Origin of the sequence: Thermomonas sp. (assembly GCF_029945965.1) — a bacterium.
Lineage (GTDB): Bacteria > Pseudomonadota > Gammaproteobacteria > Xanthomonadales > Xanthomonadaceae > Thermomonas.
On record NZ_JAQSDO010000015.1, the window covers coordinates 742,640 to 759,550 of the forward strand.

The window sequence follows — 16,911 nt, forward strand, 5'->3', positions numbered from 1 at the left end:
GGCATGGTGATCGGCTGCGCATTCGACCCTGAGATGCCCCCTGCATCCGGTTCATGCCTGTCTGCTTCGCCTCAGCTCGCCGGTAATCCGGCCAAAGTACCCATGAACTGCCGGTAATGCCGCAGCTCCTCGATCGAGTCGCGCACATCGCTCAATGCGGTATGCGCGGACTGTTTGTTGAACCCCACCATCGTCTGAGGCGACCAGCGCCGCGCAAGTTCCTTGACGGTGCTGACATCCAGGTTGCGATAGTGGTAATACGCTTCCAATGCAGGCATCAGGCGAGCCATGAAACGCCGGTCCTGGCAGATCGAATTGCCGCACATCGGCGACGCATTCGCCGGCACCCATTCGCGCAGGAACGCCAGCGTGCGCGCTTCGGCTTCCGCCAGCGGCACGCCCTGCTCCAGCACCCGCGTCCACAAGCCGGACTTGCCATGCTGGTTGCGGTTCCAGTCGTCCATCGCCTCCAGCGTCGCCAACGGATGGGCGATGGCCAGGTCCGGACCTTCCGCCAGGAAATTCAGCTGGCCATCGGTGACGACGGTAGCGATTTCGAGGATGCCATCGCGGTCGGTATCCAACCCGGTCATTTCCAGATCGATCCAGACCAGACGCTCGTTGGCGGTGTCTGTTGCGTTGTCGGCAGCCATGTAGTCGCGCTCCCTTATTAGGTCAGGGCATGATACCGGCTCATCCACGGAAACTTGCATGCTGCAGACCACGACCACCGCAATGAGCCACTACGCCATCCTGACCGCAATGCTGGCGCCGGCGTTCTTCCTGACTGCGACCGCCTCTCTGTTGATGTCGGCCAACAGCCGACTGGCCAGGGTCGTGGATCGGCTAAGGGCGTTGATCGTGTCATGGGACAACGACGCACCTGATCGTGCGGAACGCGAGGACCAGATCCGTCGCCATCGCCAACGTGCCCATATCGTGTTGCGTGCCTGCCGCCTGCTGCATGGCGCGCTCGCAAGCTTCGTCGGCACCAGCCTGGCGCTGGCGATGGATGCGTTTCTGGGTTTCCGGCTGGGCGCAGTGCCTACGATCATGGCCGTGCTCGGCGTGCTGTTCCTGCTTGCCGCCAGCTTTTCGATGTGGCGCGAAGTCAGCCTGGCCGTGAAAAGCTTCGACCTGGAACTTGATCAGGAAATGTTGCGGCGCAGGGGCTAGCCCGCGACCTTTCCGCGCTTTGCCCTGAAATAGGCGGTCAACATCGCGCCGGCCTGGTCGCCCAGCACGCCCCCCACGACCTCGACACGATGGTTGTGACGTGCGTCGGAAAGCAGGTCGAATACGCTGCCGGCCGCGCCCGTCTTCGGATCAAACGCACCAAACACCACCCTTGCGATGCGCGCATGCACGGCGGCCATCGCGCACATCGCGCAGGGCTCCAGCGTCACATACAGCGTGCAACCGACCAACCGGTGATTGCCTAAAGAGTGCCCCGCCCTGCGCATCGCCACGATTTCGGCATGTGCACTGGGATCGTGGTCGGCGATATTGCGGTTCCAGCCCTCGCCGATGAGCTCGCCATCGGCATCGACGACAAGCGCACCGACCGGAATCTCGTTGTCTTCGCGTTGCGCGCGCTCGGCGAGAGCCAAGGCTTGATGCATCCAGTGGTGGTCACTATTTGTTGTCGCATCGGGGTGTGTCACGCGCAAAAAACCTCCGCCCTCGTCATCTTCGTGGCTGCCGTCCATGGCGCGGCATCAATGGCTTCGGTGCTCCCGGCCCGGCCATCCATGGCCGGTCAATAATCCGCTTGCGCGCCATGGCGCGCTAACAAGCGGATTATTCCCACTCGATCGTCGCCGGCGGTTTTCCTGATATGTCATAAACGACACGAGATACACCACGTATCTCATTGATAATTCTATTCGAGACCGTTCCAAGGAAGTCGTACGGCAGGTGCGCCCAGTGTGCAGTCATGAAGTCGATGGTCTCCACCGCGCGCAACGCGATCACCCATTCGTAGGCGCGCGCGTCGCCCACAACACCCACCGACTTGATCGGCAGGAACACCGCGAATGCCTGGCTGGTCTTGTCGTACAGGTCAGCCTTGCGCAATTCCTCGATGTAGATCGCATCGGCGCGCGCCAGCAGTTCGGCGTATTCGCGCTTGACCTCGCCCAGGATGCGCACGCCCAGTCCCGGACCGGGGAATGGATGCCGGTAGACCATCTCGCGCGGCAAGCCGAGCTCGACGCCGAGCCGGCGCACCTCGTCCTTGAACAGTTCGCGCAATGGCTCGACCAGGCCCAGCTTCATGTCCGCCGGCAAGCCGCCGACGTTATGGTGGCTCTTGATCACATGCGCTTTGCCGGTCTTGCTGCCGGCCGACTCGATCACGTCGGGGTAGATCGTGCCCTGTGCGAGCCACCTGGCGTTGGCGAGCTTCGAAGATTCCTCGTCGAAGATGTCGATGAACAGGCCGCCGATGATCTTGCGCTTGGCTTCCGGGTCGCTGATGCCTGCGAGCTTGTCGAAATACCGATCCGCGGCATTCACGCGGATGACCTTGATGCCCATGCCGCCGTTGTCGGCCTCAGTGGCGAACATCGCCATCACCTGGTCGCCTTCCTGCCAGCGCAGCAGGCCGGTATCAACGAACACGCAAGTGAGCTGGTCGCCAATCGCACGATGCAGCAGCGCGGCAACGACAGAAGAATCCACACCGCCGGACAAGCCAAGAATGACCTCGTCGGAACCAACCAGCTCTCGTACCCGCGCGATTTGGTCTTCCACGATGTTGGCTGCGGTCCACAGCGTGCGGCAGCCGCAGATGTCCACCACGAAGCGGCGCAGCAGCGCTTGCCCCTGCTTGGTGTGGGTGACTTCCGGGTGGAACTGCACGCCGTACCAGCGGCGCGCATCGTCGGCGAAGGCGGCGACCGGAATGCGATCGGTTTTCGCAGTGACCACGAAGCCTTGCGGCGCGACCGAAACATGGTCGCCATGACTCATCCACACGTCCAGCCTCGGCGGCGAACCCGGATGATCCTTCAAGCCATCGAACAACCGGTCTTGTGCGACCAGCGAGACTTCTGCGTGACCGAATTCGCGTTGGTCGGCTGCTTCGGTCTGGCCGCCGAGCTGCTTGGCCATGGTCTGCATGCCGTAGCAGATGCCCAGGATTGGCAGGCCAGAATCAAACACCTGCTGCGGCGCGGCTGGGCAACCGGCTTCGGTAGTTGACTCAGGCCCGCCCGACAGGATGATGCCGCTGGCGCCGAAAGCGGCGATCTCGGTCGGATCATGGTCCCACGCCCAGATTTCGCAATACACGCCGATCTCGCGAATGCGCCGCGCGATCAGCTGCGTGTACTGCGCGCCGAAGTCGAGGATGAGGATCTTGTCGTTATGGATGTTGGTCATCGGGTTCGCATTCAGGAAATGATCGTCGCCATCCATGGCGCAGCACCCGGGCTGCGGAAGGTCCTGCCCGACCATCCATGGTCGGACGTTCGGCAGGCCTCGCGGCTGTACAAGCGGCCTACCTCACCCCGCCCGGTAATTCGGCGGTTCCTTGGTGATCTGCACGTCATGCACATGGCTCTCGCGCTGGCCGGCGCCGCTCACCTTCACGAAGGTCGGCTTGGTGCGCATCTCCTCGATGGTCGCGCAGCCGACATACCCCATCGTCGCGCGCAGGCCGCCAGCCAGCTGATGGACTACACCACTGAGCGGGCCGCGATATGGCACGCGTCCTTCGATACCTTCCGGCACGAGCTTGTCGGCGTCTGTGGAATCCTGGAAATAGCGATCCTTCGATCCCTTCTCCATCGCACCCAGCGAGCCCATGCCGCGATAGCTCTTGTAACTGCGGCCCTGGAACAATTCGGTCTCGCCCGGGCTTTCCTCGGTGCCTGCGAACAGGCCGCCAATCATCACGCTGGATGCCCCGGCCACCAAGGCCTTGCCGATGTCGCCCGAATAGCGGATGCCGCCATCGGCGATCAGCGGAATGCGATCCTGCAATGCATCAGCCACCATGGACACTGCGGTGATTTGCGGCACGCCAACGCCCGCGACAATCCGCGTGGTGCAGATCGAACCCGGACCCACGCCAACCTTGACTGCATCCGCACCGGCATCCATCAGCGCAAGCGCGGCATCACCAGTGACGATGTTGCCGCCGACTACCTGCAGCATGGGGAATCGCTTCTTGGTCCAGGCCACGCGATCGATCACACCCTGCGAATGGCCGTGCGCGGTATCGACGATGAGCACGTCCACGCCGGCTGCCACAAGGGCCTCGATGCGCTGCTCGGTATCGCCGCCGACACCGACCGCAGCGCCAACCAGCAGGCGATCGCGACTGTCATAGGCCGCATTCGGGTTGTCGGATTTCTTCTGGATGTCCTTGACCGTGATCAGTCCGCGCAGGGCGAACTCGTCGTTGACCACCAGCACTTTTTCGATCCGGTAGCGGTGCAGCAGGTCGAGTACTTCCTCATCGCTGGCGCCCTCGCGCACCGTGACCAGTTTTTCCTTCTTGGTCATGATGTACCGAACTGGATCATCGAGCTTCTTTTCGAAGCGCATGTCACGGCCGGTGACAAGGCCCACCAGCTGCCCGCCGTCGTCCACCACGGGCACCCCGGAGATGTTGCGTGCACGGGTCAGGCGCAGGACCTCGCCGATGGTCGTGTCCGGACCGACCGTGAATGGCTCGCGGATCACGCCTGCTTCGAAATTCTTCACCCTCGCCACTTCCGCGGCCTGGCGTTCTACCGACATGTTCTTGTGCAGGATGCTGATGCCGCCAAGTTGCGCCATTGCAATGGCCAGGCGCGCTTCGCTGACCGTGTCCATTGCCGCGGACAGGAATGGCAGGCGGATATCGAGGCCGCGGGTGATACGCGTCTCAAGCGAAACGTCCTTGGGCAGGACCGTGGAATGTGCGGGGACGAGCGAAACGTCGTCGTAGGTCAGTGCTTCAGCCTGGATACGGAGCATGGCTAGTCCGGTGGAGGTGAAGCGCGCCATTGTACCGGGTTTGCTGGATGCGGCGCAGCTTCGGCCAGTGCCCGCGCCGCGACGGTGCCTACCGGTGGGTGGTCGCGACGCGGCTCGAAATGCCGCTTCGCGATCCACCCGCTGGTCTCGCTGCCGCTACTCCATCATGTGTCAGCCAGCTCCGCCGCTTCCAGGGTGTTCTGCATGAGTGTGGCGACCGTCATCGGCCCCACTCCACCCGGCACCGGGGTAATCCAGCTGGCGCGCTTGGCGGCAGCATCAAAGCCGACATCGCCCACCAGCCGACCATCATCCAGGCGGTTGATGCCGACATCGATCACCACCGCGCCGGGTTTGATCCAGTCACCAGGAATCAGACCAGGACGGCCGACCGCGACTACCAGGATATCGGCCTCGCCCACATGCCTGCGCAGCACATCTGGTGGGGTGAATTTATGGCAGCTGGTCACCGTGCAACCGGCGATCAACAGCTCCAACGCCATCGGCCGGCCAACATGGTTGGACACACCGACAATCGTCGCGCTCTGCCCGCGCACAGGGCGGTCGGTGTAGGCCAGCAAGGTGGTGATGCCGCGCGGCGTGCACGGGCGCAAGCCGAATTCGCGCAATGCGAGATGGCCAACGTTTTCCGGATGAAAGCCATCGACGTCCTTGCGCGGATCGATGCGATGGATCAGGCGACTGGCATCGGCAATCCCCGGCAATGGCAGTTGCACCAGGATGCCGTGGACGGCCGGGTCGGCATTGAGCTTGTCGATCAATGCCAGCAGTTCGGCTTCGGTGGTGCCTGACGGCATGTCGAAGTCGAAGGCCTCGATGCCGACTTTCTCGGCTGCACGGCGTTTGTTGCGCACATACGACTGCGATGCCGGGTCGTGTCCCACCAGCACCACGGCGAGTCCCGGACGTGGCTTGCCGGCGGCCAGGCGCACGTCGACCTGGGCCTTGAGACCACCCAGGAGGTCGTCGGCGATGCGCTTGCCATCGAGAATGCGTGCGGGTTGCGGGACGTCTGCAGTCATTCTGGGCGATGCGTTACATTCGGAAGCTGCATTATCGCCCAGCAGGCTCGTCATGACCGAACATGAGCCGCGACGAGGCACCCGAAGCGGTGTACGGTATGCCCTTCAGCCAGTTCAAGGCGCGGCATCAGGCCGAAGCCACGCCCGAACAGCTGGCCGCCTTTGAAGCGGCCAAACGTTAGTCGGCCGGCATCGAAACCACCAGGGGCTCCATCATGATGACGATCCAGGGCATCTGCCCGAAATGCGGCAAGCGGGTATTGCATGTGAATGTAGCAACCGTCGTTGGCATGGTGGATGGCGTGAGCAAGTCGCGCTGCATCAGCCATAGCTGTATTCATTGCCACGTGGTGCTGGGCGTTCAGATCGACCATCGGGCCAAGCCACGCTCGAAGAACAAGCCGGCCCCCACCGAATGACTCGGGTCAGTCGGAGCCCTGCACCGGGTCCTGTGTGATGGGCGCAACTTGCGTGCCGTCCACCGGGCAACGCGGGATTTCGGGCACGGCACCCAGCACGCAACGCACGCAACATGTCGACTGTGATGAAGGTGCGCGTGGTGGCGGCAGCATCCGGGCTGGTGGCATCAAGGCGAGTTGAGCCTGCGTTTTCAGCTTCAGCAATACCGCCCAATCCTGGCGGTTGAAATTGCAGGCGGCAGGTGCGTCCGGCGAACAAGCAACGTCGCCCTGCGAACGCATCGGCAGGTTCCAGAAGCGCCCCGTCGCATTGAGGTTGAGCACGCGCATGGTCACGGCCTGCTGCACATTGCCGCCGACCAGATAGGCCTTGCTGTCACCGCCAGGATTGGCGGCGACCACGATGTCGCAATGCATCTTCAGGCCTTTCGCGCCGGCGTCGATTGCCTCGGCCAGTCCGGCATGGCCATACACGCGCCCGGTGCGCACGTAACACAGCATGTCGCCCGCCACGGGCACCGTGGTTTGCGGATCCAGGAACAAGTAAGGACTGCCCTGCGGATTGCTGCGCGCCGCACGCACATAGTCGAAGTGGCTGGGCGATGACAGGAATCCGGGAACACCGGCGCGTTGCATCGTCCAGGAGATGAATGCCGCCGACCATGGCTGGTCGACCACGAATCCACGGCAAGCCTGTGCCGGCATCCCGCCAGTCGGACTGGCATAGGTGCACTCGTTCGCGCCTTGATGGCCACCCATCTGCTGCAAAAGGCCAGCATCGCGCCAATATGCCGCCACTCGCAACCAGGCCGGGCCTGCACCGCTCTGCAGGTCGGTGCTTTCCGCTTCGACCACGGTGCTGCTGGCCAGGCGCCCATCGCTGTCGATGAACGGACGGTACCAGTCCATGTGCTCATCGCAAGCCACCGCAGCGATCCGGGTCGCGATCTCCGAATCGGCCTGGCGGCTGCGCAGCAGCGGACATTGATCCGAAGCGCTCGCACTACCTGCCAGCGCCAGCAGTAACAAACCAACAACAAATTTCAGATGCATCCGGCCCCCATGTTTCGGATTGGCATGGATCAGGCGCCCGAGCAGAACGCGGCGTAATCCATATACCCGGGAAATGCGCAATCCGGCGCGCAAACCGGACACGCCGGATCGGCAGCAAGACGGGTTTCGCGAAATCGCATGGTCAGCGCATCAAACTGCAGCAAGCGCCCGCGCAAGGGTTCGCCGATGCCCAGCACCAGTTTGATCGCCTCGGTAGCCTGCAGCATGCCAATCACACCCGGTAACACGCCCAAAACCCCAGCTTCCGAGCAATTCGGTGCGGCTTCGGGCGGCGGCGGCTGTGGGAACAGGCAGCGATAGCACGGCGCCACGCCACGCTGTCGGCCGGCATCGAATACGCTCACCTGCCCTTCGAACCGATGTACCGCGCCGTACACCAGCGGCTTGCCAAGTTTCACGCAAGCATCGTTCAGCAGGTAACGCGCGGGGAAATTGTCGGCGCCATCGATCACCACGTCCACGCCTTCGAGGATGCGTTCGACGTTGGACGAGGTGATCCGTTCGTTGACGGCCTCGATCACGGTGCGCGGATTGAGTGCGGACAAGGCCATCGCCGCGGAATCAACCTTCGGCATTCCGATGCGTGCATCGGTATGCAGGATCTGGCGTTGCAGGTTGCTGCGGTCCACCACGTCGTCATCGGCAATGCGCAAGCTGCCGATGCCGGCTGCCGCCAGGTAGAACGCCGCAGGTGAGCCCAACCCACCCGCACCGACCAGCAGGATTCGTGCTGCCTGCAGGCGCTTTTGGCCATCCAGGCCCACTTCCGGCAGGCGTAGGTGGCGCGAGTAGCGTTCGCTGAAATCGGCGTCGATGTCTGCTCGCTGCATCGGCAATCCCGCCGCGTCCCAGGCCTCGGTGCCACCGACGACCGAGGCGAGGTTGCGATAGCCGCGTTCTTGCAGCACCAGCGCACACTGTTGCGAACGCTGGCCACGCTGGCACAACAACAGGATCTCGGCATCCAGATCGGGCAGGGCCACGCCCGGATCGCCTTCCAGCACATCGCGGTCGATGCCGCGCGCACCATCGGCCATGCCCAGCGCACGTTCGTGGTCGCCGCGCACATCGATCAGCACCGCACCTGCACGCAGACACGCAAGAGCTTCGTCGGGAGTCAGGTGTCGAATCGGCATGCGTTGATTATCACGCAGTCCAGCTGCATAAAGCCCACGAGAGGATCAGGCCGAGCCGCCATCAAGCATCATCAATGCCGGCTGCAATCAGGTCTTCGGGCGTATTGAGATTGCCGAAGCGCAGGCCGCTGAAACGGACCCGTGGCAAATCGAGTCGCTCCTGCATGGCCTGTACCGCGTGCTCGCCTGCGGCCAGTGCAGCATTGATCGCTGCGCGAATGAGTTCCACCCGATATAAGGCAACCAGCGGTTGCAGACCGTCGTCGTCCTCTGCGACCGCGCCGGCATCGCCCGCCATGGCCAACGTGCGCAACAGGCATTCGTTGGTGCCAATGACATCGACTGGCAGCGTCAACAGCCATGGCGTGTCGCAAGCATTGGCCAAGGCTTGCAATCCGGCAATCGGACCAACCCCGGAAACATGGTCGGAAACCACGGACAGGCCCTGCTCCGCATAGCGCTCCAGGCCGACATTGGCGCTGACAAGCACCGTGCCGCATTCGACATCGAAACGCCGCGCCAGCCGGATCACTTGTGGAACACCTGCGCGCTGCAGCCAGGCCTTGTCGCGTCCACCCAGACGGCTGGCGCGGCCACCGGCCAGGATTCCAAGGGTCACCTGCGAGCGATCCAAAATCTGTTCCACCTTCCACAATTCCCGCTGCACGTCGAAGAATTATTTACCGCGCTTGACGTGTCGGATCAGGCGCCGCTTCTTGGCAACCTGCTTCTCGGTCAGCACGTTTTTCTTGTCCTTGTAGGGGTTCTCGCCTTCCCTGAAAATGAAGCGAATCGGCGTGCCGACCAGCTTGAAGCGCTTGCGGAAGAAATTCTCCAGGTAGCGCTGGTAGGTCTGGGACAGGGTTTTCAGGCGCGTGCCGTGGACGATGAACGTCGGTGGGCTCTCGGCGCCCGGATGCGCGAAGCGCATCTTGGCCACATGCCCACGCACAACTGGTGGTGGGTTGGCCGCATAGGCAGCTTCCACCGCACGGGTGACATCAGCGGTGCTGAACACGTGGGTGGCTGATGCGTGCGCACGATGGATGGCGCGGAACAGTTCACGCAGGCCCGAGCCATGCAAGGCCGAGATGCGCACGTTCTCCGACCATTCGACGAAGCTCAGCTTGCGCGAGACCAAGGCCTCGGTCTGCTGGCGCTCGTAGTCGGTGCGACCATCCCATTTGTTGACAGCGATCACCAGCGCGCGGCCGGCATCGAGGATCGCGCCCAGCACAGTTGCGTCCTGGTCTGTCACGCCTTCGGTTGCATCCAGCATCAGCACCGCGACCTGGCACTGCTCGATCGCCTGCAGGGTCTTGAACACCGAGAACTTCTCGACCGCCTCTTCGACTTTGGCCCGGCGGCGCAGACCAGCGGTATCGATCAACCGATACTTGCGACCATCGCGCTCCAGGTCCACCGCGATCGAATCGCGAGTTGTGCCCGGTACTTCCGAGGCGATCATGCGTTCCTCGCCCAGGATGCGGTTGACCAAAGTCGACTTGCCGACATTCGGGCGCCCGACGAAGGCGATGCGGATGCGGGTCGGATCATTGTCCAGGGTTTCCGTGTTGCCCAATGCAGGCAAATCAGTTTCAACCCGGGCCAGCAATTCATCGATGCCGGTGCGATGTGCGGATGACACCGGCAATGCATCGCCAAAGCCGTAACGAGCGAATTCGGACATCGCCGACTGCAGGTCGATGCCGTCGCTCTTGTTGACCACCAGTAGTGTTGGTTTCGACAGCTTGCGCAGCCACCGCAGGATGTCATCGTCCAATGCGGAACTGCCTTCGCGACCATCGACGATGAACAGGATCAGGTCTGCTTCTTCCGCTGCAGCACGCGATTGACGCGCGGTGGCTCCAGCCAGGCCCTCGTCCTCGCCCGCAATACCGCCGGTATCAACCACCACGAATGGCGCAGCCTCCAGCAAACGGCACACGCCATAGTTGCGGTCGCGGGTCACGCCCGGCTGGTCATGCACCAACGCATCGCGCGTGCGCGTCAGCGCATTGAACAATGTGGACTTGCCGACATTGGGGCGCCCAACCAGGGCGACGAGGGGAAGCATGGGTCAACCTTTGCGCACGCGGCGCGTGATACGCGAATCAAATACTTGAAACACAACGGCCCCGGCAGACTAGCCGGGGCCGCGGATGTACGCCAGCCAGAAGCCGGCCAAACGCTTACTGCAGTGCGAACGCAGCCAGCTGGCCTTCCTCGGTTTGCACAACCAGGATGCCATCGGCGACTGCCGGTTGCCCGCTGATCGCGCCGCCCAGCTTGGCGCGCGCGGCGAACGCGCCATTGCTCAGTTGCAGCCAGTGCAGGTTGCCTTCGAAGTCGCCGACCACCGCATAGTCGCCCTGCACAGCCGGTGCTGAGACCTTGCGATAGGCCAGACCATTCTGCTGCCAGAGGCTACCGCCAGTGTTTCGGTCCAGCCCCCAGACATGTCCGGCAGGATCGGTCACGACCACCGCCGAATTGCTCAGGCCCAGTCCACGCGGGCCGCCGTTTTCGCGATCCCACATCAGCTGGCCACTCGGCCCGTCGATGGCGACCGTATGATTCTTGTAGCTGGTGGCGTACAACGTGGTGTTGTCGAGGATGGCCGGGCCGTCCACGTCCGCCATGCGCTCCAGTTCACTACGACCATCCGGCTCGGCAACCGGGGCACTCCAGCGCACGCTGCCATCGCTCATCGACAGGGCGGTCAAAGTACCATTGTCATTGCCGACGAACAGGATGTCTGGACCAAGGGTGATCGCACCACTGCCACGCACGGTCAGTGCAGGTACGTCAGGACTGTAGAACCAGCGACGTTCGCCGGTGCCCTTATCCAGCGCCGTCAACCGACCATCGTTGGAATGCACGAACACCATGCCACCGCCAACCGCCGGTGCAACCAGGACTTCATTGGCAACCTTGACGGTCCACTTCTCGGTACCCGTGGCCGCGTCCAGGGCCACCACATCGCCCTCCAGGCTGCCGACTACCACCAATCCATCCCCAGCCCCAGGACCACCGGTCAATGGCAAGTCGGAGGCATAGTGCCAAAGTGCTTGGCCCGTTTTCAGGTCGAATGCCGAGACGCCGCCTTCAACCGCCATGGCATAGACATGCCCATCGACGATTGCAGGGCGCATGCCGATGCCGAGATCCTTGCCGCCCTTGCCGAGCGAAGCGCTCCACAATTGGCTGACCTTGAGGCTTGGAGTAATCTGGACAAGTGGCGTGGGGTCTTCCGATTTGTCCTTGCCGCGGCCGTCGAACAGGTTTTTCACCGTCGAGCAACCAGACAAGATCGCCAACGACAGCAGCGCGACAGCGATCTTTTGGAACGAATTTCGTGGCATGACCTGGGTCATCAGGTGTTGTCCTCGGTATGCGGCGGCGTACCGCCAGCTTCGATCAGCTTCAACCGCAGCAGGCGATGCTGTGGGTCGCCCACGTCCACCAAGCCTAGCGCCTTCAGGTACGCCTGTTGCGCCTTGGCGCGATCACCCAACGCCATCTGCGCATCACCCTGCACATCGAGCATCGCCGGATTGCGTTCGTCATCCAGCAGGGCGAGCGCATCCTTGCCCTTGCCGGCGTCGACAAGCAGCCTGGCCAGGCGCTGGTGCACGACCGTGCGCATGTCCGGGTCAAGGTCGTGGAGATTGCTCAGGGTCGCGATGGCTTCCTCTGGCTTGCCCGAATCGACCTGCGACTTCGCCAACTGCAGCGCAGCCAATGCACCCAGGGTCGGATTGCCCTTGCTGATGCTATCGATCGCGGGGCGCCCCTTGTCTGCCGGCAAGTTGCCGCTCTCGAAACGGGTCACGGCTTCGGCATAACGGCCATTGACCGACATTCGGTTTTGCTGTTGCTGGCCCTGCCACCACTGCCAGCCCGCGATGGCGGCAAGCCCCAAGGCAATACCACCAACCAAGCCGAGGGCGTTGTTGCGTACCCAGGATCGGACTAGTTCGCTTTGTTCATGCTCATCGAGCAGGTCATCAATCGCCATGCTGTCTCTTGCCCGCGTTCGACACGCAGGTCGCTGGTGTTGTTAGGAGAGGTGTACCCGCTTGCGTGGATCAGTCGACCACGACCAGCGAACCATCGGAGGATACCGTAAAGCGGGCCACGTTCGTTCGGGTGAACGGCGCCAAGTCGACCTGCTGCCCGTTGTGCTGCATATCCACGGCAGATGCGTTGCCAATGGTCAGGCGTGCCAGCTGAGCCGGGGCAAAACGGCGTTCGCTACCGGAGGGCAGCAATCCTTTCTCGATACTGCTGCCATCGGCTGCGACGGCATCCACCCAGGTTTCGGCATGCGTGCGGATGACGATCCCGGCGGCCAGTGCCTCAATCGGAGGGACTGCCACCGGCCCCATCGACGCCAACACTGTACGGCTGGAAACGGGGGCCGGTTGCACGATCACACCGATCTTGGCGGGCACATCCAGCGGCGCCGCATCATTCACATTGCCCGACAGGTGCTGGCGGGTAGCGACCCACGCCGGCACGGCCAGGGACAGGGTCAGCACGATGTAGACCAGCCGACGACCGATCTGCTCTGCCCACCACTGCGCGCGCGGGGTATGCGTGCGGCTAACCAGGTGGGATGGCTCGACCGGACCCACGTCCAGTGCCGCCATCATCGGTGCGGTGGTCAAACCGACCAGCCGGGAATAACTGCGAACCTGGCCGCGCACGAACACCGGGGCCCCAAGCCGCGACCAGTCCTCGGCCTCAAGCGAGCGCACCACTCGCGCCGGCATGTGCAAGCGCGCGGCGACATCGTCGATGCTGAGGCCCGAGGCTTCGCGCGCATGCTTCAAGCGCTCGCCGCAGCCAGCCATTGCGTGGTGAGTCGGGTCTGGAAAAGTGGTCATGGCGTCGGGGGAACAGTGGAGGCGCCCGGGGGGATCGCCTGCAAACGTAGAAGATAACGCTGTGCGGCCACGTTGTCGCCCTGTTTCTGCTCGATCTGCATCGCCAGTTGCAATGCGCTCGTATCCTTGGGGGCGATTGCCAGCCAACGCTGGACGAAGGCACGCGCATCGAAGTACTGGCCACCCGCAAATTGCAGGTTTGCCAAGCCGGATAGTGCCGGCGTCAGATTCGGGTCCAGCACAAGGGCCTGGCGCCAACTGGCTTCGGCTCGATCCAGTTGGCCCACTTGCCGGGCACAGATTCCAGCATTGGTCAGCGCAGTCGCAGGAGTTGGATAGGATGAGTCGGCCAGTGCCTTGTCGAACCAGGCCAACGATTCCTGGGCATGTCCAGTGCCACACAGCCAGATGCCGTAATTATTCGCATAGGCACCATTGGTCGGCGAGAGTTCCAGGGCCTTCCGATAATGATCGCCAGCTGCGGCGCTATCCCCTGACCTGCTGGCGATCGCTGCCAGCAGGGTATGCGCATCACCGGAGGCGGGGTCAGCCTTGATTGCTTGCTGCGCCTGCTGCTTGGCTTGGTCGAAACGACCCGCCTCATAGTAGGCACTGGCAGAAGCCACCAATTGTGCGGCTGTAAACGGCTCGGCTTTCTTGCCCTTGCCCTTGCCGCTCACATCATAAGTTGGAGCGATCTGCTCCCAGTTGCCACGCTCGGCAGAGGGACGCACGATGGTGAGGCGCTCGAACTTGCTGCATGCCGTGGTTGCAAGCACTGATCCCGCCAGCAGCAGGGCAGCGGCCAAACGCAATGATGACAATTTATGCGGCATCGGATACACCAGATGCCTGTAGATGCTTGCGATGCTCGGCCGAACGCCGCGTGCGATCCATCACCTGCCCTTTCAGCTGGCCGCAGGCGGCATCAATGTCGTCGCCACGGGTGCGCCGAACCGGCGCGATCATGCCGGCGCTGTTGAGCTGCTTCTGGAAGGCGCGAATGGCCTCGTCGGTCGGACGCGCAAAGCGCGTGCCGGGGTATGGATTGAAGGGAATCAGGTTGACCTTGGCTGCGTCTTTCATCTGGACGCGACGGTCGAATTCCTGCATCAGCTTGACCAGGCCACGCGCCTGCTCAGGCTGGTCGTTGACGTCTTTCATCAATGTGTATTCGAAGGTCACCGAGCTACCGCGTTTGCGTTGCGCATAGCGCACGCAGGCGTCCATCAGCACGGCAATTGGATATTTCTTGTTCAGCGGTACCAGGCTGGTGCGCAGCTCGTCGGTGGGCGCATGCAACGAAACCGCCAGCGAGACGTCGCTCTCCTCGCCCAAACGATCAATCATCGGCACCACGCCGGCGGTGGACAGGGTCACCCGTTTGTTGGCCAGCCCGTAACCGAGGTCGTCGCGCATGATGCTCATCGCGCGCACCACGTTGTCGAAGTTCATGAGCGGCTCGCCCATGCCCATCATCACCACGTTGGTGAGCTTGCGCCGCTGGTGAGGCACGTTGCCCAAGTGGCGGGCAGCGATCCAGACCTGGCCGATGATCTCGGCGGTGGTCAGGTTGCGGTTGAAGCCCTGGGTTGCGGTGGAACAGAACTGGCAGTTCAACGCACAGCCGACCTGGGAGGACACGCACAGGGTGCCGCGCCCCTTGTCGGGAATGAACACCGCTTCGATGGCGTTCTTGGGATCCATCCCGAGCAGCCACTTGTGGGTGCCGTCTTCGGAGGCCTTGTCGAAGATCATTTGCGGCGCACGCACCACCGCACGTTCCTCAAGCTTGGCGCGAAGTGCCTTGCCGAGGTCGGTCATGTCGGCGAAATCCGTGGCGTAGCGATGATGAATCCACTTCATCACCTGCTGCGCGCGGAATCTCTTCTCGCCGAGATCCTCTTCGAAGAAACGCTCGAGCGAGGCCCGGTCCAAGTCGAAGATATTGGTACGCGAATCACCTGCTGGAATCCGCGAGGCGGCCTTGGCCACCTGCGCGGATGCGCCCACGGCCATGCCATCGCCAGCCTGGGGCTCGCCTAGCAGAGTGATGTCGATGGCCGGAGTGCTGGTGTCGCTCATCACATCAACTCAACGCGTGTACACGTCGGTGGACGGGAAGAAGTACGCGATTTCGATCGCCGCGTTCTCCAGCGAGTCCGAGCCGTGCACCGCGTTGGCATCGATGCTGTCGGCAAAGTCGGCACGGATCGTGCCCGGCGCGGCGTCCTTCGGATTGGTGGCGCCCATCAGGTCGCGATGCTTGAGTACGGCATTATCACCTTCCAGTGCCTGGATCATCACCGGGCCGGAACTCATGAAGTTGACCAGCGCGCTGTAGAATGGGCGCTCGCGATGCACAGCATAGAAGCCTTCGGCCTCCTGCTTGGACAGGTGCTTCATCTTCGAGGCCACGACCTTGAGGCCGGCCTGCTCGAAACGGGTGTAGATCTGGCCGATGACATTCTTGGCGACGGCATCGGGCTTGATGATCGAAAGGGTGCGCTCCAGCGCCATTGGAATACTCCGGTGTGGCGGGCGGCGAACAGCGTCGCACGCCCAAAGATAACAGAAAACCCGCGTACTGGCGCGGGTTTGGCCGACATGGCTACCGACGATTCTAATCCAATTCCCCCTGCGTGGCACGTTTTTTGTCGGCTGGCACGCCCCACGCTATTGACGTGATGGCGACCCCGTCCTAATATCAAACAAGCGTTTGATTCAGGTAACTGCCGATGAGCCTGCAGCATTTCTCGACCAAGGATCGGATCCTGCACGCAGCCGAGGAACTGTTTGCCCAGCAGGGCTTCGGCGCCACCTCGTTGCGCCAGGTCACCAGCCGCGCCGACGTCAATATCGCCGCGGTCAATTACCACTTCGGCAGCAAGGACAATCTGGTCAACGAAGTGTTCCGTCGGCGCATGGACGACATGAGCCGCGACCGCCTGCAGGCACTGCAGGCTGCAACAGCCAAGCATCCTGGCGAACTGGAACCGATCCTGGCTGCCTTCGTCGAACCTGCCTTGGCGATGGCCCAGGATCGCCATGGCGGTGGTGCCTTCATCAGGGTGATCGCCCGTGCGTACGCCGAAAACAACGACACCCTGCGCAAATTCCTGTCCGACCAGTACGGCCACGTGCTGCGCGAATTCGCCAAGGCGATTGGCGTTTGCGTTCCCGCGCTGGGCAAGGAAGAACTGTATTGGCGGCTGGACTTCCTGTCGGGCGCACTGACCTATGCGATGGCCGATTTCGGCCTGATCAAGCGACCCGCATCGGTCTCCGAAGCGACCCATCGCCAACGCGCCGCCAAGGCCTTGATCCGGTTTGCGAGTGCCGGCTTCCAAGCGGAAGCAATATGAATTTTCAAGGAGTT

The 16,911-nt window shown here is 62.7% G+C and carries 18 protein-coding genes and 1 pseudogene; 4 read left to right on the forward strand and 15 right to left on the reverse strand.

Annotation, left to right across the window (positions count from 1 at the left end; genetic code table 11):
* Positions 1–71: 71 nt before the first annotated feature.
* Complete coding sequence (gene orn / locus PSV05_RS09645; RefSeq protein WP_300064475.1) at positions 72–653, reverse strand: oligoribonuclease; 582 nt, start codon at positions 651–653, stop codon at positions 72–74.
* 58 nt (positions 654–711) lie between these two features.
* Between orn and PSV05_RS09650 the strand changes: the two genes are divergently transcribed.
* Positions 712–1,176: a DUF2721 domain-containing protein gene (locus PSV05_RS09650; protein WP_300064477.1), complete on the forward strand. Its 465-nt coding sequence runs from the start codon at positions 712–714 to the stop codon at positions 1,174–1,176.
* Here PSV05_RS09650 and tadA read toward each other — a convergent pair.
* The 4 genes from tadA to folD all read right to left on the reverse strand — a co-directional run bounded on the left by tadA (position 1,173) and on the right by folD (position 6,011).
* On the reverse strand, positions 1,173–1,664 hold the full coding sequence (gene tadA, locus PSV05_RS09655; protein ID WP_300064479.1) for a tRNA adenosine(34) deaminase TadA: 492 nt from the start codon (positions 1,662–1,664) through the stop codon (positions 1,173–1,175). The genes PSV05_RS09650 and tadA overlap by 4 nt on opposite strands.
* Positions 1,665–1,800: 136 nt before the next feature.
* Complete coding sequence (gene guaA, locus PSV05_RS09660) at positions 1,801–3,384, reverse strand: glutamine-hydrolyzing GMP synthase (RefSeq protein ID WP_300065461.1); 1,584 nt, start codon at positions 3,382–3,384, stop codon at positions 1,801–1,803.
* Between the two features lie 123 nt (positions 3,385–3,507).
* The gene (gene guaB, locus PSV05_RS09665; RefSeq protein WP_300064481.1) at positions 3,508–4,968 is read right to left on the reverse strand and encodes an IMP dehydrogenase; all 1,461 of its coding nucleotides are present in this window, start codon (positions 4,966–4,968) and stop codon (positions 3,508–3,510) included.
* 164 nt (positions 4,969–5,132) lie between these two features.
* Entirely contained in the window at positions 5,133–6,011 is an 879-nt protein-coding gene (gene folD, locus PSV05_RS09670) for a bifunctional methylenetetrahydrofolate dehydrogenase/methenyltetrahydrofolate cyclohydrolase FolD (RefSeq protein ID WP_300064483.1), read from the reverse strand.
* A 59-nt stretch (positions 6,012–6,070) separates the two neighbouring features.
* Between folD and PSV05_RS09675 the strand changes: the two are divergent.
* Positions 6,071–6,193, forward strand: a pseudogene (locus PSV05_RS09675) (DUF1244 domain-containing protein); the annotation flags it as partial.
* 33 nt (positions 6,194–6,226) lie between these two features.
* Positions 6,227–6,430 (forward strand): hypothetical protein, encoded by a 204-nt coding sequence (locus tag PSV05_RS09680; protein WP_300064485.1) that lies wholly within the window; start codon positions 6,227–6,229, stop codon positions 6,428–6,430.
* 6 nt (positions 6,431–6,436) lie between these two features.
* Here PSV05_RS09680 and PSV05_RS09685 read toward each other — a convergent pair whose 3' ends face one another.
* The 10 genes from PSV05_RS09685 to ndk form a co-directional block, all read right to left on the reverse strand.
* Positions 6,437–7,483, reverse strand: a complete 1,047-nt coding sequence (locus PSV05_RS09685) for a DUF2272 domain-containing protein (protein ID WP_300064486.1) — start codon at positions 7,481–7,483, stop codon at positions 6,437–6,439.
* A 29-nt stretch (positions 7,484–7,512) separates the two neighbouring features.
* A complete protein-coding gene (moeB, locus tag PSV05_RS09690) occupies positions 7,513–8,640 on the reverse strand; it encodes a molybdopterin-synthase adenylyltransferase MoeB (protein WP_300064488.1) in 1,128 nt (375 codons plus the stop codon).
* Between the two features lie 61 nt (positions 8,641–8,701).
* The gene (locus PSV05_RS09695; protein WP_300064490.1) at positions 8,702–9,286 is read right to left on the reverse strand and encodes a molybdenum cofactor guanylyltransferase; all 585 of its coding nucleotides are present in this window, start codon (positions 9,284–9,286) and stop codon (positions 8,702–8,704) included.
* A gap of 30 nt (positions 9,287–9,316) precedes the next feature.
* Positions 9,317–10,717, reverse strand: a complete 1,401-nt coding sequence (gene der / locus PSV05_RS09700) for a ribosome biogenesis GTPase Der (protein ID WP_300064491.1) — start codon at positions 10,715–10,717, stop codon at positions 9,317–9,319.
* Positions 10,718–10,832: 115 nt separating this feature from the next.
* Positions 10,833–12,017 carry an outer membrane protein assembly factor BamB gene (bamB, locus tag PSV05_RS09705; protein WP_300064493.1) on the reverse strand — a complete coding sequence of 395 codons (1,185 nt, stop codon included), beginning with the start codon at positions 12,015–12,017 and terminating at the stop codon, positions 10,833–10,835.
* Positions 12,017–12,661 (reverse strand): tetratricopeptide repeat protein, encoded by a 645-nt coding sequence (locus PSV05_RS09710; protein WP_300064495.1) that lies wholly within the window; start codon positions 12,659–12,661, stop codon positions 12,017–12,019. The genes bamB and PSV05_RS09710 overlap by 1 nt, the downstream gene beginning before the upstream one ends.
* A gap of 70 nt (positions 12,662–12,731) precedes the next feature.
* A complete protein-coding gene (locus PSV05_RS09715) occupies positions 12,732–13,532 on the reverse strand; it encodes a RodZ domain-containing protein (protein WP_300064497.1) in 801 nt (266 codons plus the stop codon).
* A complete protein-coding gene (pilW, locus tag PSV05_RS09720) occupies positions 13,529–14,368 on the reverse strand; it encodes a type IV pilus biogenesis/stability protein PilW (RefSeq protein ID WP_300064499.1) in 840 nt (279 codons plus the stop codon). Before pilW ends, PSV05_RS09715 begins: the two co-directional genes overlap by 4 nt.
* Entirely contained in the window at positions 14,358–15,617 is a 1,260-nt protein-coding gene (gene rlmN, locus PSV05_RS09725) for a 23S rRNA (adenine(2503)-C(2))-methyltransferase RlmN (protein ID WP_300064501.1), read from the reverse strand. Before rlmN ends, pilW begins: the two co-directional genes overlap by 11 nt.
* Positions 15,618–15,626: 9 nt before the next feature.
* On the reverse strand, positions 15,627–16,052 hold the full coding sequence (gene ndk, locus PSV05_RS09730; protein ID WP_300064503.1) for a nucleoside-diphosphate kinase: 426 nt from the start codon (positions 16,050–16,052) through the stop codon (positions 15,627–15,629).
* 218 nt (positions 16,053–16,270) lie between these two features.
* On the opposite strand from ndk, the gene PSV05_RS09735 reads away from it, so the two are divergent.
* Positions 16,271–16,897, forward strand: coding sequence for a TetR/AcrR family transcriptional regulator (locus PSV05_RS09735; protein ID WP_300064505.1), 627 nt, complete (start codon positions 16,271–16,273; stop codon positions 16,895–16,897).
* The last annotated feature ends 14 nt before the right edge of the window (positions 16,898–16,911 follow it).